We start from the raw sequence: 15514 nt of genomic DNA, 5'->3' as shown, positions 1-15514 counted from the left end.
ACGTCTGTTATTCAGATTATCTATTGTTGTATTCGGATGAAAAACAGAGAAGAGTGAATCCAGATAAAATTAATCATGGTTTTGATCATTTTGTATTGTGAATAAGGATGCTGCATGTAAAAATAGGATTCTTTATTCCATCACCTAATTAGGGATGAAAAAGAATATTTAAACTTTTAAATAATATAAAAAATTCTTAATTGTAATCTTTTTTAAAGGTTTAATGTGTTTTAATATAGTGTTTTGTGAATGTTTTGATAGGATTGTTAAATATGGATTTTGATGAGTATTTTAAGATTATAAAAAATTAAACATCTGTTTGGTATGTTAATTGATTCTTAGTCCGTCGATGATGTTGAAAATTTAAATATTTCCCAATTAAACAATAATAATCTGTTAAAATATTGTAAATGTACATGAATAAATTATTTTTTTTTAAAATTAATAAAAAAGTCATTTTTTTATTAATGCTCTTTTTCAGCGCTGTAGCATATGCTCAGTGTATTCCTTACACAGGACAGGCCATGACCAGTGGAAATACCTATTGTCTTAATGGCAGCCTTAGTGTAAGTACGAATATAAGTATTCCGAATGGGGCAACACTTGTCATTCAATCCGGGCAGCTTCAATCTAATAGTATTCAGGTTGATGGGGTTCTGGAAATCGGTGATGGAGCCAGTGTTAAATCTACAGGAACAGTGAAAGTAGGAACTTTCGGATCTCAGAAAAACTCAAAAATTAAATTAGGAACCAAATCCTTCTTATCTCTTGTAGGATCGGTAGTTCAGGAAGATCCAACTTTTGGAGGATTTTACCCTGGAACAACCTCAGTTATTGAAATGGGAACAAACAGTGTTGTAGAGATTTGCGGAACATTTACCCAGCAGTCTACAACGTATCCTTCTGTTGAATATATTGGAATTCCTACCGGAAAAGCTTACTGTATTGCAAAAGCAGACGTAAGTGGGGGTGGGGGAGCTTCTATTATTAGTGATGATAGTCAGATTGTAACAATTGCCATGGGATCTGTTACAGGATTAGGGATGGGGAATTCAAGCTTCTGCGGTCCTAATGCAACAAAAGCCATGTGTCCGGGTATTTGGCCTGAAGGACTGTCCGAAGATAAAACAAGTTGTGGGAATGCTCCGGTTATCATCGATGACCTGGATGGGTTCTGTACAAAACCAGCGGTTTCAGGAACACCTGATGGATTTACGAAATTCGGAATTACAGTACAGCAGAAAAATAATGCCTGGCCGGAAAATATACCTAATGGATTCCTGACCATGGAATCAAAAAATAAAGGTTTTGTCATGACGAGAGTTCAGCATGTAAGCCAGACACCGCAATCTGATGATGCCATTGCCGATCCGAAAGAAGGAATGCTTTTATATGATATCCAGGACAAATGCGTAAAGCTTTATAACGGGACAGAATGGAAATGTGTGCAAAAAAGCTGTAATGATTAATCTAACCACTAAGAGTATGAAAAATATAAGAAATATAAGTATAGCCGTTGCCCTGATCGTTTTTAACTCATTTTTTGCTCAGATAGCTATTGGTAAACAGACGGTAGATGGAAACAGTACTGTGTTGGACTTTGATAACGTGTCCGGAAATACAAAGGGCTTGATTCTTCCTGCAACATCCGGACTTCCTACAGGGACTTTGGTAAATGGAACACTGATCTTTGATGTTACGGATAATAAAGTGAAAGTCTACGAAAATGACACATGGAAGTCTTTGTCTGATGCTGGTAATTCAAGTGCGGTTATCGTCAATAACTCTGCGGAATCAGGTAAAGGAGTGATTATGGGAGAGGCAGCAAGTACTGCTGATGGAGTATTGGTTCTTGAATCTCAGGATAAAGCAATGATTCTTCCAAAAGTAGCAGCACCGCATCTTAGCGTAAAAAATCCTTATCCCGGTATGATCTGTTATGATACAACCAGCAAAACACTGGCAATATTTGACGGATCAGTCTGGAATTACTGGAAATAATTAAAATAATAGAAAGAGGTCATCTCAAAAGCTAAATTATTGGCTTTTGTCATGCTGACGTAGAAAGAATCTCATTTCTGAACTGCATTTGCAGGCTGTCTGTATTCAGAGTGGCAGTTTTGGGACAACCTCTTTTTTTATTTCTGAGTTTAAACAATCTGAGCACTTTCCTTGATGCTGTTCATCACAAAAATACTCTTGGTCTGGCCAATTCCTTCAATTTCTGATAATTTGTTCACAAAAAACTCATGGAACTCATCCATATTGGGAGCAAGAATCTTCAGCATAAAATCAAAATCTCCGCTGATATTGTAAAACTCTACAACTTCCTTCAGTTTGCCCACTTCCTCAATGAATTTTCCCGCTGTTTTCTTATTGTGAACACTCAGTGCGATCATACAGATCACCATCATTCCTTTATTGACCTTTTTACGGTCTACAACAGTAGTGTATTCTTTAATAATTCCCTGTTTTTCCATGCGCTTGATACGTTCATGCGTAGGTGTGGGACTTAAATTGATTCTTGCTGAAATGTCACGGACACTCATCTTGGCGTCTTTCTGAAGAAGACGCAGGATAGACAAGTCTTTTTCGTCAGGGATATAATTTTCAGTTGCCATTTTGTTCTGTTTTTATGGATTGTTGTTTGATTTATCAGTAGTTTTGTTCTTTAATGTGTTTTATATCTTTAATATTGTTCCAAATTTAAGGTTAAATTTTCAAATACGTTCTGTAAATTTTAATTTTGCAGCAAATTTGAATATATGGATACAAGGAAGAATGTAATATTAATTTTAGCATCGGTGGGAACATTTGTGGAGGCTTTGGATATTGCCATTATTAATTTAACAATTCCTTCTATTCAACAGCAGTTTCAGATCGGAGCAGAAACGGTTCAATGGCTGCAGACACTTTATGTATTGTTCTTTGGAGGATTTCTGATTATTGGTGGAAAGCTTTCAGATCAGATTGGAAGAAAGAAAATGTTTTTACTCGGAGCATTGATTTTTATGCTCACTTCATTGGGCGCAGGATTATCTCAAAACTTTGAAGTGCTGGCAATATTCCGTGCTTTACAGGGATTAGGAGCTGCATTGGTAATGCCTTCTGCATTATCCATTGTGACCAATACATTCAGAGGAGAACAGGAAAGAAACCATGCTATCGGAATTTTCAGTTCATTTGCTGCAATCGGTTCAGGAAGCGGCCTTTCGGTAGGGGGAATTATCAGTACTTACCTAAGTTGGCACTGGGTTTTCCTGATTAATGTACCTATTCTTCTTGTAACACTTGTGCTCTCTTACTTCTATCTCCCTGCAGATGAGAAAAATGAAACCGCACAGAAAACAGATATGATTTCCGGAATATTAATGGTGCTTGGGCTTTTAAGTCTTACTTACGGTACCCATGAATTGGTGCATATTAAAGAACAGCCGTTCATGGTTGTAGGCTCCTTGATTCTGGCAATACTGCTTTTGGTTATGGTATATTACCGACTGAAATTTGTTGCAGAACCTTTAGTTGATTTAAAATTATTCAGACATCAATCTTTAGTGGTTTCCAATGCTGTATTCTTTACGTTGGGAGCATTTTTTATCGGGTTTTTATTCCTGATTTCACTGATGCTTCAGAAAGATATGGGTTATAGCGCTGCTTCTGCAGGATTAATGCTTGTTCCGTTCAGTATCATATCTGCTCTGACGGCTAAATTTATTCTGCCTCATATATCAAAACGTCTGAGTTCATCCCAGATGGGAGTTTTAGGATGGTTGTTTATGCTGATGGGAGGATTGTCACTGTTGATCTCTGTTTATACCGGACATCCGCTAGCTGTAGTTTTATTAGGCGCAGCATGTATTTCGGGGGTAGGAATGACATTTTGTTTTACCGCACTTTCTGTAATGGGAATCCAGGATGTTGAACCTTCAAACTACGGATTGGCATCAAGTTTGAGCTCTACAAGTTACTTTTTGGGAGCCGGGATTGGATTATCATTCATGACTTTAATGAGCCAGATCTTTCCTTCAGAGTTTTCAGTAGGAAGTCTGAATCTGATTGTTTTAATCAGTTATGCTCTTATAGCGCTCGGAATGTTGTTTTATTTTATATTGAAAAGCTTAAAAGTGAAGCAGGCAGAAGTTGTTGTTTCATAACAGGCAGTCTAAAAATACACAAACTATATGACGAAGAATCGGTGCTTAGGTATCGGTTCTTTTTTTGTCTTTCCACATCACTTCATTACCTTTGTTTTTTACTAAACATCATGAAAATACAGATCATCAGTGATCTTCACCGGGAGTTTGGGAGTACAGAATTATGTTTTGATTATTCTGATATTGTTGTTTTGGCAGGTGATGTCAATTTGGGAACCAAAGGAATTGAATGGATTAAAAATGCAATTCCCAATAAACCTGTAATATATGTTTTGGGCAATCATGAATATTACAAAGGGTCCTACCCAAAAACACTCAATAAGATCAAAGAAGCTGCCTTCAGTTCTAATATTCACGTACTGGAAAATTCATTTGCAGATATTGACGGTATTCGTTTTCACGGTGCAACCTTATGGACGGATTTTTCCATCTTTGGGAATCCGGTTCAGTACGGAATGCTTTGTCAGTCCAAAATGAATGACTATAAAATGATCAGGAGAGATCCTTCCTATTCCAAAATGAGGACATTGGATACCTTTAAAATCCATCAGTTTTCAAAACAATGGCTGAAGGATAGTCTTGAAGATTCAAAAGGACTTAAAAATATAGTCATTACCCATCACGCACCCAGTATACAATCTGTTCCGGAATATTACAAAGAGGATCCGTTAACAACAGCCTATGCTTCTGATCTGGAAGATTTAATTACGCACTATCAGCCACTATACTGGATTCATGGGCATATTCATACTCCGTGCAGATATAAAATCGGAGAAACAGAAATTATCTGTAATCCTCACGGCTATATTGATGAAAAATACAACGGATATGATAAAGAACTGCTGATTGTTGTTTAGGAAACAATAAAAAGTAAAATTCGATTATTTGCCTTCTTAGCTCTCTTTACTTCTTGGCTCTTTTTCCTTTTTCAATTATCTTCGTGCTTAATTTTCTTTCCAATGTCTAAAAAATCCCAGCCAAAATCTGATTTTGTTTCGCAGCTAGCTTTTGATGAAGTGTTGCAGCAGGTGGAATTTGATCTTAGAATCAAGGAATTTGTGGTGATGGAAATTGATAAGGCTAATTATATTATACAGCCAAATATTCCTTACCGCTCAGATTATTTCTGCATTTTCATGATACAGAAGGGCGGGGTCACATTCAGGTTGGATGACAAAAGCTATGAAGTCTCCAAAGGTGATATTGTTTTTTGCCCGATGTTAGAAACTTTTTGGCTGGATGAAATTACTGAAGACTATGATGCTAAGTATATTTTCTTTTCATTGAATTTTATTTCTGACGCAGGTTTTAATTATAAGTCAAATAATGTTCTGAAGAGCCTTTCGTCAGATCCTACTCATATCATCAGGAATGAATCTGATGTGTACAGGAAACTGAATTTCCATCTCGATGAACTTAAAGTGTTGAATGATAAGGAAAAAGATAATTATTATTTTAATGAAATGATCTGGCATCATTTTTCGCTGGTCATCTATGAAATTGATAATTACTTCAAGAAAACAGAAAAACCTCATCAGGTAACCAATCGAGAAGATGAGTTGACGACCAGCTTTTTCACGCTGGTTCAGCGTCATTTCAAAGAAGAGCATAACGTGCAGTTTTATGCCGATAAGCTTTTTATCAGCCGTAAATACCTTACGAAAGTCATTAATAAAACGGTGTTCAAATCCCCAAGAGATATTATCCATCAGGTTTTAGCGGTAGAAGCCAGATTGCTGCTAAGAAATCCTAACCTGAATATTGCAGAAGTCGCCTCTCAATTAAAGTTTTCAGATCAGGCGTCTTTCAGTAAGTTTTTCAAAAAACATGTGGGAAGATCCCCTTTGGAATACAGAAAGGATGATTTGTATTGATAATGAGTGATTTATGATTTTAAGACGTCTTTTTACCAAATTTAAACTATAATTTCGATTAAAAATAACAAATAGTACCATTTATATTGTCTATGGATGATATTTCTCATGTTTTTTGAAATAAGGAGTCTTTTTGACAAAACAAGAGGTTTTTTGAATAATCCTATTGAATTTTTTTCGTTCGATTTTTGTCCGGAAAATTTAAAAGGACTATTGTTATGCAAAGATTTTTTATTCAAAAATCAACCCTACTTTTCCTCTCACTGATCGTTTTGACGGGGTGTAGGAAAGATAATCAGAACCAAGGCTATCAGCAGCAGGCACCGGAATTACCTGTGGCAAAAGTGACCCAGGGAGACGCCTCTCTTTCCAGAGAATATGCAGCATCTGTAGAGGGTGTTTCCAATGTGGAAATTAGACCTCAGGTAACAGGATATTTAAGCAAAATTTATGTAGATGAAGGAGACTTTGTGAGAGCAGGGCAGCCGTTATTCAAAATTGAAGATCAGGTTTTTCGCGAGCAGCTAAAAAGTGCTCAGGCAGCTTTGATCACCGCTCAGGCCACCCTTTCAACTTCTAAAATTGATCTTGACAGGAAAAAAGAACTGTTCAGAAATAAAATGGTTTCAGAAATTCAGGTAAAAGAAGCTGAAGCTGCTTACAATGGAGCAAGAGGAGCCGTAAGCCAATCTACATCCACTATTGAATCAGCTAAAATCAATATGAATTTCTCTACCATCAAAGCTCCGGTAAGTGGATTTATCGGGAGATTCAACTATCGTTTGGGAAGTTTGATGACGCCGGGGAATCAGGAACCGATTACCTTATTGTCAGATATTCATCAGGTATATACATATTTCAGTTTGAGCGAAAATGATTTTAATAATTTCCAAAAACAGTATGTAGGAAACAACATTGATGAAGTGATCAAAAATACTCCGGCAGTATCATTACTTCTTTCCGGTGGTGAGCAATATGCTGAAAAAGGAAAGATTGATGCCGTAGAAGGACAGTTTAATAAGACAACCGGATCAATTACATTAAGAGCAAAATTCAACAATCCCAATAATCTTTTAAGAAGCGGAAATACCGGTAAAATTGTATTGGATCAGTTCTACAGCAATGTTGTTTTACTTCCTATTGTTTCTACCAGAACTATTCAGGATAAAGTGTTTGTGTTCACAATTAAGGGTGGAAAAGCAGCAATGGTTCCCATTGAAGTGAATGGAAAAGCCGGCGATAACTTCATTGTAGCCAAAGGACTTAAGGCAGGAGATGAATATATTACCAGCGGCTTTGACCGATTACAGCCGGGAACCCCTGTCGTGGCACAAAAGAAAAATGCTCAACAGAAAAAATCGTAAGAAGAAATCATGTTAAAGAAAATCATAAAAAGACCCGTACTGGCAACGGTTATTTCCGTATTGCTTGTTATACTGGGGATTGTCGGGATGGTAAGCCTTCCGATTACCAAATTTCCGGACATTGCACCGCCTACTGTTATGGTAACCGCTGCTTATCCGGGAGCCAATGCTGAAACGATTGCCAGGTCGGTAGCGCCACCTTTGGAAAATGCTATCAACGGAGTGGAAAATATGGACTATATTACTTCTACCGCAAGTAATGACGGAACATTAAGCATTACTGTTATTTTCAAACTGGGAACAGATCCCGATCAGGCAGCGATTAATGTGCAGAACAGAGTAGCACAGGTGACCAACCAGCTTCCTGCGGAGGTAATTCAGGCGGGAATCACAACAGTGAAAAGACAGAACAGTATGATTGCGATGGTTTCGCTGACCAGTAAAGATGGAAAAATGAACGACCTTTTCCTTGAAAACTATGCGAAAATCAACATCGTTCCGGAGCTGAAAAGGGTAAAAGGAGTAGGAGATGCAATGGTGTATGGAAATAAAGATTACTCTATGCGTATCTGGCTTGACCCGAATAAGCTGACTTCATACAATCTTACCCCATCCGATGTTTCCCGTGCCATTCAGACTCAAAACCTGGAAGCAGCACCAGGAAGATTAGGAGAGAGAAGTAAAGAAGTAATGGAATATGTTCTTCGGTATAAAGGTAAGTTTACAGAGCCTGAGCAATATGAAAATATCACCATCAAAGCATTGAACGACGGTTCTGTTTTAAAACTAAAAGATATTGCCAAAGTGGAATTCGGAGCATACAGTTATACGGTTTCTTCCAATTATAATAAAAAAGCTTCCGTAACGATGGCGATCTTCCAGATGGCGGGATCTAATGCGAATGAAGTGCAGATTGCTCTTCAGGAGAGAATGAAAGAGTTGGAAAAATCTTTCCCGGAAGGAATGGATTATGAAATTCCATACGCAACAAAAGAAGCGTTGGATCAGTCTATAGAACAGGTTATTCATACCTTGATAGAAGCATTTATTCTGGTGTTCATTGTGGTATATATTTTCCTTCAGGATTTCCGTTCTACCTTAATTCCGGCGATTGCAGTTCCGGTATCTATTGTAGGAACATTCTTCTTTATGAAGGTTTTCGGATTCTCCATTAATATTCTTACGTTGTTTGCTCTCGTATTGGCGATTGGTATTGTTGTGGATGATGCCATTGTAGTGGTGGAAGCCGTTCATGCCAAGATGGAACATAAAAAACTGAATCCGAGAGCAGCTACCATGTCGGCCATGAGTGAGATTACGGGAGCAATTGTTTCTATTACATTGATTATGTCCGCGGTATTCGTTCCGGTGGCCTTTATGAGTGGTTCCACGGGATTATTCTACCAGCAGTTTGCCTTAACATTGGCGATTGCAATTGTGATTTCAGCAATCAATGCATTGACACTGAGCCCGGCGCTGTGTGCTTTATTTTTAAAACAACACTATCCGGGAACGCATGAAAAAATGAACTTCAAAGACCGTTTCTTTGCGGGATTCAATGCCAGCTTTAATAAACTGACATTCCGATATGGGAAAGCTGTTTTATTCCTTTTAAAAAGAAAATGGGTGGCCCTGATCATCATTGTGGCCTTCGGAGGATTGTTCGCCTGGATGTCTATGACAACACCTAAAGGATTTATTCCGGATGAAGACCAGAGTTTTATTATTGTAACAGCAAACCTTGCTCCGGGAGCATCAAAGGACAGAACTTCAAAAGTAGTTTCCGACACAGAAGACCTATTGATGAAAAATCCTGCTGTGGACAAAGTAATTTCAGTAGACGGATTAAACCTGTTCAGTGGTTCCATGTCATCTTCTGCAGCTTCTATTTTTGTTAAATTAAAAAAAGGAGGCGAGAGAGGCGCTGTGAATAACATCAATGACATTATCGGACAAACCCAGGGGATGCTTTCCCAGGACAAAAGAGCTAATTTCCTTGTGATCAACACACCAACGGTAGACGGTTTCGGAAATACGAGTGGTATGGAGCTTGTGCTTCAGGACCGCACCAACGGAGAGCTTCAGAATTTAGGAAATATCTCTTATGGGATGATGGGAGCTTTGATGCAGAGACCGGAAGTAGCGGTTGCATTTACCACTTTTGATGTTACATATCCTCAGTTTGAAGTCCTTGTAGATGAAGTGAAATCGGCTCAGCTGGGAGTGAATGTTTCTGAAGTACTGGGAGTAATGCAGGGATATTACGGAAGTATTCAGGCTTCGGATTTCAACAGATTCGGAAAGTATTACAGAGTTTTGGTACAGTCGACTCCGGAAACAAGACAGGATAAAGAATCCCTGAACGGAATCTTCGTTAAAAATAATTTAGGCCAGATGGTTCCTATCAATACATTGGTAAGCCTGAAGCAGGTAACGGGAGCTGAGGTGGTAGACCGTTTCAATCTATTCAACTCATCCAACTTAACGGTAATGGCCGCTCCGGGATACAGTACAGGGCAGGCGATGGCTGCGATTGAAGAGGTGAGCAAGCAGGTACTTCCTCCGGGATATACTTACGATTATAAAGGGATGAGCCGTGAAGAAGCAGGTTCAAGCTCGCAGTCTGTAATGATTTTCGGGTTATGTATTGTATTTGTATTCTTCCTTTTATCAGCGCAATATGAAAGTTATATCCTTCCATTAGCCGTATTGATCGCTATTCCGGTGGGGCTTTCAGGAGTCTTTGTAGGAATTACATTCGCGGAGCTGTCTAACAATATTTATGTACAGATTGCTCTCGTTATGTTGATTGGACTTTTAGCGAAGAATGGTATCCTGATTGTAGAATTTGCTATTCAGAGACGTAGAGCAGGGAAAAGTCTTATTGCATCTGCAGTGGAAGGAGCAAAAGCACGTTTACGTCCTATTTTGATGACCTCTCTGGCATTTATTACCGGATTGCTGCCATTGATCTTTGTGGTAGGACCTTCAGCAATGGGTAATCACTCCATTGGATATGCGGCCATTTCAGGGATGCTTTTCGGAACGATCTTAGGAATTTTTGTGGTTCCTGTTCTTTTTGTGGTATTCCAGGCTTTGCATGAGAGAATCAATGGAAAGGTAGTAACAGATGCGGATTGGGAATATTAATTCAAATGATTTAAAAATGAAAATTAAAAATATAGCATATATCGCATTCATTTCAGGGACGGCAATTTCCTGTAAAGTTCAGAAATATGAGCAGCCTGAGGTTAAAATGCCCGAAGCTTTCAGAAATGATAGTATTGTTTCAGGGCAAAATGAAAATATTGCTAAGATCAGCTACAAAGATTTTTTCAAAGATCCGGTTCTGGTAAGCTTGATTGATAAAGCGATGGTACAGAATAATGATCTTCAGGTGGCTTTAAAGCAGATAGAATTTGCCTCCCTGGCGTATACTCAGAGTAAATGGGGAAATATCCCGACGATCGGTGCTTCTGCCAATGCGAATATCAACCGTCCCTCAGACAACAGTATGAATGGAATGATGGCCGGACAGTTCATGGGGAAAAGGTATATGGAAGATTATACAACTTCTCTTAGTTTTTCATGGGAAGCAGATATCTGGGGTAAGATCAAAGGCAGAAAAGAGCAGGCTTTAGCAGAATATCTTAAAACACAGGAAGCAGCAAAGGTGGTAAAAACACAAGTGGTGTCTGCTGTAGTGCAGGGATATTATAATCTGCTGATGCTGGATACTCAGCTGGAAATTACAAAATCCAATCTGGCATATGCTGATAATACGTTGAAGTTTCTGATCAAACAGCAGGAACTGGGATTAACAACAGCTTTGGCAGTACAGCAGCAGGAAATTGTAAAAGATCAGATTCTGAAATCAATTCCGGTGATTGAAAGTTCTGTGACAACCCAGGAAAATGCTTTGAGTCTGCTGACGGGTTCAATGCCCGGGAAAATTGAAAGAAGTGCAAGCCTGAACAATGTACAGTCTCCGGATCATATTGCGGCGGGAGTTCCGTCAGAATTATTAAGCTACAGACCGGATATTAAAACGGCTGAGCTTGACGTAAGAAAGAGCGCTGCAGCGATTCACGTTGCCAAAATGAGTATGTATCCGTCACTGAATATTACAGCACAGGGTGGTGTAAATGCTTTCCAGATCAGTAAATGGTTCAGCGTTCCGGGATCTCTTTTCGGAATGGTGGCAGGAGCAGTAGCACAGCCTATTTTGAATGGAAAACAGTTGAAAACGCAGTATGAACAGTCTAAAGTAGTTGCTGATCAGGCGGAAATCAACTTTAAACAGTCTGTTTTAAAAGCGGTAGCCGAAGTTTCTGATGCACTGGTACAAATTCAAAAACTGGAAGAGCAGCAGAAAATTGCAGAAGGGCTGGCCGTGAAATCCGGTGAAGCGGTGAAAAAAGCTGATCTGTTATTTAAATATAATTCAGCAACTTATGTAGAGGTGATCATTGCCCAATCGAATAAACTTCAGGCAGAACTGGAACTGGCTTCTCTGAAAACCCAGAGACTGAATGCTATAACAGCACTTTACCGCTCAGTAGGAGGCGGGTGGCAATAAAGTAAAATTGAATCTGCTTCGTCTGTAATGATGAAGCAGGTTTTTAATCCATTATCATTATGAAGACAAATATACAGGAGGGAATCATTTTAATTCCGGATTTCAGCGGATTTACCGAATTTGTGTTCAATACAAAATTGTATACAGGCGAGTATATTGTAAGACAGCTATTGTCTACACTGATTGATGTGAACGATCAGTATTTTGAAATTTCCGAGATTGAGGGAGATGCCATTTTATTTTACCGTTATGATGAAAATCCGTCTTACCAGAGCATTTCAAAAATGCTGTGGAAGATGAGAAGTGCTTTCAACAGAAAGATAGAGGAGCTGAGTAAGAGTTTAAGCACTACTATTGATCTGGCTCTCAAGTTTATTGTTCATTATGGATCTTTTTCACAATACAATATTGGAAACTTCAGAAAACTATATGGGAAAACAATTGTGGAAGCCCATCAGCTTTTGAAAAACGGATTGGCAGAACAGCCTTCTTATGCTCTTTTCAGCAATTCTTTTCTGGAAAACAGCAAAAATAAGGAGTCGGATTTTAATAAGGATCCGCGTCGTCTGCCTGAAGTAGGCGTTATCCATTATTTTGAAAATTTAAACTAGCATATATTTTTTAATATTATTCCTTGTAAATTTGCTATTGCTAGCGGCCCGGGTGAGATCCGGGCTTTTTTGTTGGTAAGACTTTTAGAAATTGAATGAATGAACAACTTATTTTCATAATGAAGACTCTCATATCAATGACAAATTGTAAAGTTTTTTAATAAAAATTAAATTACAGATAAAATATGTTTTTAAGAATATTTATTATGGAAGTGATTTATATTGTGTTTGTTTATTGAAAAATTTTCACTGTTTTCCAGTTTATGTTTCTATTTTCAGTTGATATCTTGCTGGAAATTAAGGATTTATTTTATTTTTTTTACTTTTTGATGTAACAAACTTGTGAAGATAATGGTCTTATAGAAAAAACTATAATTTCACATGAAAGTAATCTTATTTCCAATAGCGATACTAGCAGGTTCATTTGCAATGGCTCAGCAGGCCCCGGCAGCAAAGGATACTGTAAAAGGAAATACAAAAGAAATAGAAGCGGTTACCCTGGTTGCCAGAAAGCCGACCGTAGAATCTAAAGTAGACAGAACTGTATTTAATGTAGCCAACAGTGCAATTCTGGCAGGAAATACAACATGGGACGTTCTTAGAATGACTCCTTTGGTAAGCATAGATAATAATGATGATGTAAAAGCCGAAGGACAGATGGTTACAGTATACATCAATGATAGAAAATCGGTTTTTACAGGGAAGGAATTAAAGGAATATCTTAAGACAATTCCTGCCGATAACCTGATGAAAATTGAAGTGATTACCAGTCCTTCTTCACGTTATGAAACGTCAGGTTCCGTCATCAATATTGTTTTAAAGAAAAGGGATGATGAAGGTTTAAAAGGAAGTATATCTTTCAACAACAGACAAAGTACCAAAAACTCACAATACACAAATTTTAATCTCAACTATCATAAGAAAAAATTTACCCAAACCCTTATTGGAAGTTATAATGACGGAACTTATGTGCAGAAGAATCAGACATGGGATAACCGTTATGCTGAAAATAAACTTACTCAGTTTAATCTGGAAAATGTAATGAGAAATGAAAGTCCATCTCTTTCTTCCACTTCAGAGTTTGAAATCAATGATAAAAATAATTTCGGACTTGTACTGGAGTATTCCCAGAACAGGAATTTGCTTTCAGCAGAATCTGATGGGATGACTACAAAAGATGGAGATCCGGGTGAATCTTTTCACCAAATTCAAAATAACTGGGGATTCAGCCGTAATCTGGGTACTAATGCTTTCTATAAATACTATGATAAAGAAAAAAATAGAATTTTAGATATTAATTTAGGAACCAATTATTCCAGTAATGACAATGATAATTTGATTGACAAGCAGATTAATAAGCAGGGTGCCATAACCAATCAGCAGCTGGGGTCTATCAGTTCCAATCAGATGCGTAATTATTATCTGAAAATAGATTATACACAACCTTTTGGTAAAACAGGAGGTACGATGGAAGTAGGAGGGAAAACGGAATTGAACAATCATGTTATTCCTAACAGTCTCTATGGAATCAGTATTGATAATGGTACACCGGAATATGCTAATCTTTCCAAAAACGACAGATTCCATTATGAAGATCATCTGAGCTCTTTATATGCCAATTATAGCAAAACATTTTTCGAAAAACTGGAAACAAGAGTCGGAATCCGATATGAATATATTGATTATAAAGTGAGACAGGATGTGGCAGGTACAGAGAGGAGAGATTCTTACGGAACTTTTCTTCCCAATCTATTGCTGAAATATAATTTTTCAGAGAAATTTGATTTGAGTCTTACCTATAACCGAAGTATCTGGAGACCTTGGTATTCTGAATTTAACCCTTTTGTGACGCCTGAAATTAATGGAACGTATTCCAGAGGAAACCTTTATCTGAATCCAAACCCCAACGACAGGCTTTATCTGAAATTCGGAATTTTGAAAAAGTATTTTCTTTCCGCAAGATATATGCACACCAATCAGGATTACTGGACTACTTATGTAACGGAAAACGGAAGAACAGTTTCTCTACCAGGGAACTTTGATGGAAAAGTTGAAAAATATTACCTTTTTGCCAATACCAATCAGAACTTCCTGAAAAATAAACTGAATGTAAATGCCGGATTTGGATGGTATTACATTAATAATAAAGATTTTAACGAGAAAAATAAGCTGGGTGCCAAAGATTATATCAGTTATTGGGGAGCCTCCGCGAATGTTTCTTATACCAACCTTTTCAATAAAAACATTAATCTGAGTGCATGGGTGGAACTTGCCAATCAGAACAATGGAAATTCATATGCGAATAATACCAACGTATTCCACAATATTTCAGTCACCAAAATATTCCCGAAAACTCAGATGGAACTGAGCATGCAGCTGATGAATATTTTCAAAAGACCTTATGGTGATAACACTACTTACAGCCAGGATGGGACTTTCAGAGAGTATTCAAAATGGGATTGGTACGGAGTTTCTCTTACGTTTGTAAAGCGTTTCGGAAACCAGAAGGTAAAAGAAAATACTAAAACCGATGTAGAGAAAAATGGTGGCGGAGGAAAATAATCATAATATTTGTTAGATCGATGAAAGCAGGTTCCCAATTGGAATCTGCTTTTTATTTTCCTGAAATATTTATGCTTAATGATCTTAGTATAGCAAAAAATCTACACTGAAGTTTTTGAACCATTAAGAAAATATTAAGCTGTTAAGAGTATTAAGAGCATATCTGAAGATATTCATAAAACACTGTGCTTCATTCAAATTTATTTGAATCTTAATTTTTCTTCATCACTTAAGAACTCCTTAATGGTTTAAAAAAAGTTTTGAAGATTGAATATTTGAGCACATCTAAAATTTAGATTTTTATTTTTAACGCAAAGTTTTAATCTGAGATACTTTTGAATTTAAGTGAGCAAAGAGATGGAATCAATAG

The 15514-nt window shown here is 37.5% G+C and carries 11 protein-coding genes; 10 read left to right on the top strand and 1 reads right to left on the bottom strand.

Annotated elements, in window-relative coordinates; all coding sequences use genetic code 11:
• Positions 1–416 precede the first annotated feature (416 nt).
• On the top strand, positions 417–1469 hold the full coding sequence (locus CHRYMOREF3P_RS06620; RefSeq protein ID WP_180564172.1) for a hypothetical protein: 1053 nt from the start codon (positions 417–419) through the stop codon (positions 1467–1469).
• A 16-nt stretch (positions 1470–1485) separates the two neighbouring features.
• The gene (locus tag CHRYMOREF3P_RS06615; RefSeq protein ID WP_232538976.1) at positions 1486–2001 is read left to right on the top strand and encodes a hypothetical protein; all 516 of its coding nucleotides are present in this window, start codon (positions 1486–1488) and stop codon (positions 1999–2001) included.
• Between the two features lie 149 nt (positions 2002–2150).
• On the opposite strand, the gene CHRYMOREF3P_RS06610 is transcribed toward CHRYMOREF3P_RS06615, so the two are convergent.
• Positions 2151–2621 (bottom strand): Lrp/AsnC family transcriptional regulator, encoded by a 471-nt coding sequence (locus CHRYMOREF3P_RS06610; RefSeq protein WP_077418557.1) that lies wholly within the window; start codon positions 2619–2621, stop codon positions 2151–2153.
• 144 nt (positions 2622–2765) lie between these two features.
• On the opposite strand from CHRYMOREF3P_RS06610, the gene CHRYMOREF3P_RS06605 reads away from it, so the two are divergent.
• The 8 genes from CHRYMOREF3P_RS06605 (at position 2766) to CHRYMOREF3P_RS06570 (ending at position 15144) form a co-directional block, all read left to right on the top strand.
• On the top strand, positions 2766–4154 hold the full coding sequence (locus CHRYMOREF3P_RS06605; RefSeq protein ID WP_180564170.1) for an MFS transporter: 1389 nt from the start codon (positions 2766–2768) through the stop codon (positions 4152–4154).
• Between the two features lie 110 nt (positions 4155–4264).
• Positions 4265–5011 (top strand): metallophosphoesterase, encoded by a 747-nt coding sequence (locus tag CHRYMOREF3P_RS06600; RefSeq protein ID WP_180564169.1) that lies wholly within the window; start codon positions 4265–4267, stop codon positions 5009–5011.
• Between the two features lie 102 nt (positions 5012–5113).
• Positions 5114–6028, top strand: a complete 915-nt coding sequence (locus tag CHRYMOREF3P_RS06595; protein WP_077418560.1) for a helix-turn-helix domain-containing protein — start codon at positions 5114–5116, stop codon at positions 6026–6028.
• Between the two features lie 218 nt (positions 6029–6246).
• Positions 6247–7392: an efflux RND transporter periplasmic adaptor subunit gene (locus CHRYMOREF3P_RS06590; RefSeq protein ID WP_180564168.1), complete on the top strand. Its 1146-nt coding sequence runs from the start codon at positions 6247–6249 to the stop codon at positions 7390–7392.
• 9 nt (positions 7393–7401) lie between these two features.
• A complete protein-coding gene (locus tag CHRYMOREF3P_RS06585; RefSeq protein WP_180564167.1) occupies positions 7402–10542 on the top strand; it encodes an efflux RND transporter permease subunit in 3141 nt (1046 codons plus the stop codon).
• A gap of 16 nt (positions 10543–10558) precedes the next feature.
• The gene (locus tag CHRYMOREF3P_RS06580; RefSeq protein ID WP_077418744.1) at positions 10559–11971 is read left to right on the top strand and encodes an efflux transporter outer membrane subunit; all 1413 of its coding nucleotides are present in this window, start codon (positions 10559–10561) and stop codon (positions 11969–11971) included.
• 59 nt (positions 11972–12030) lie between these two features.
• Positions 12031–12582 carry a DUF2652 domain-containing protein gene (locus CHRYMOREF3P_RS06575; RefSeq protein ID WP_047388034.1) on the top strand — a complete coding sequence of 184 codons (552 nt, stop codon included), beginning with the start codon at positions 12031–12033 and terminating at the stop codon, positions 12580–12582.
• A gap of 381 nt (positions 12583–12963) precedes the next feature.
• A complete protein-coding gene (locus tag CHRYMOREF3P_RS06570) occupies positions 12964–15144 on the top strand; it encodes a TonB-dependent receptor domain-containing protein (RefSeq protein ID WP_077418563.1) in 2181 nt (726 codons plus the stop codon).
• The last annotated feature ends 370 nt before the right edge of the window (positions 15145–15514 follow it).

The sequence above is a fragment of the Chryseobacterium sp. JV274 genome (genome assembly GCF_903969135.1).
GTDB lineage: Bacteria > Bacteroidota > Bacteroidia > Flavobacteriales > Weeksellaceae > Chryseobacterium.
Note: the sequence above shows the minus strand (reverse complement) of the source record. Positions and strands in the feature narration are given on the sequence as shown.

What these genes read in the sequence shown, in the direction of transcription:
- CHRYMOREF3P_RS06620 (WP_180564172.1), top strand. Translation starts at nt 417, where the DNA reads ATGAATAAATTATTTTTTTTTAAAATTAATAAAAAAGTCATTTTTTTA.
- CHRYMOREF3P_RS06615 (WP_232538976.1), top strand. Translation starts at nt 1,486, where the DNA reads ATGAAAAATATAAGAAATATAAGTATAGCCGTTGCCCTGATCGTTTTT.
- CHRYMOREF3P_RS06610 (WP_077418557.1), bottom strand. Translation starts at nt 2,621, where the DNA reads ATGGCAACTGAAAATTATATCCCTGACGAAAAAGACTTGTCTATCCTG.
- CHRYMOREF3P_RS06605 (WP_180564170.1), top strand. Translation starts at nt 2,766, where the DNA reads ATGGATACAAGGAAGAATGTAATATTAATTTTAGCATCGGTGGGAACA.
- CHRYMOREF3P_RS06600 (WP_180564169.1), top strand. Translation starts at nt 4,265, where the DNA reads ATGAAAATACAGATCATCAGTGATCTTCACCGGGAGTTTGGGAGTACA.
- CHRYMOREF3P_RS06595 (WP_077418560.1), top strand. Translation starts at nt 5,114, where the DNA reads ATGTCTAAAAAATCCCAGCCAAAATCTGATTTTGTTTCGCAGCTAGCT.
- CHRYMOREF3P_RS06590 (WP_180564168.1), top strand. Translation starts at nt 6,247, where the DNA reads ATGCAAAGATTTTTTATTCAAAAATCAACCCTACTTTTCCTCTCACTG.
- CHRYMOREF3P_RS06585 (WP_180564167.1), top strand. Translation starts at nt 7,402, where the DNA reads ATGTTAAAGAAAATCATAAAAAGACCCGTACTGGCAACGGTTATTTCC.
- CHRYMOREF3P_RS06580 (WP_077418744.1), top strand. Translation starts at nt 10,559, where the DNA reads ATGAAAATTAAAAATATAGCATATATCGCATTCATTTCAGGGACGGCA.
- CHRYMOREF3P_RS06575 (WP_047388034.1), top strand. Translation starts at nt 12,031, where the DNA reads ATGAAGACAAATATACAGGAGGGAATCATTTTAATTCCGGATTTCAGC.
- CHRYMOREF3P_RS06570 (WP_077418563.1), top strand. Translation starts at nt 12,964, where the DNA reads ATGAAAGTAATCTTATTTCCAATAGCGATACTAGCAGGTTCATTTGCA.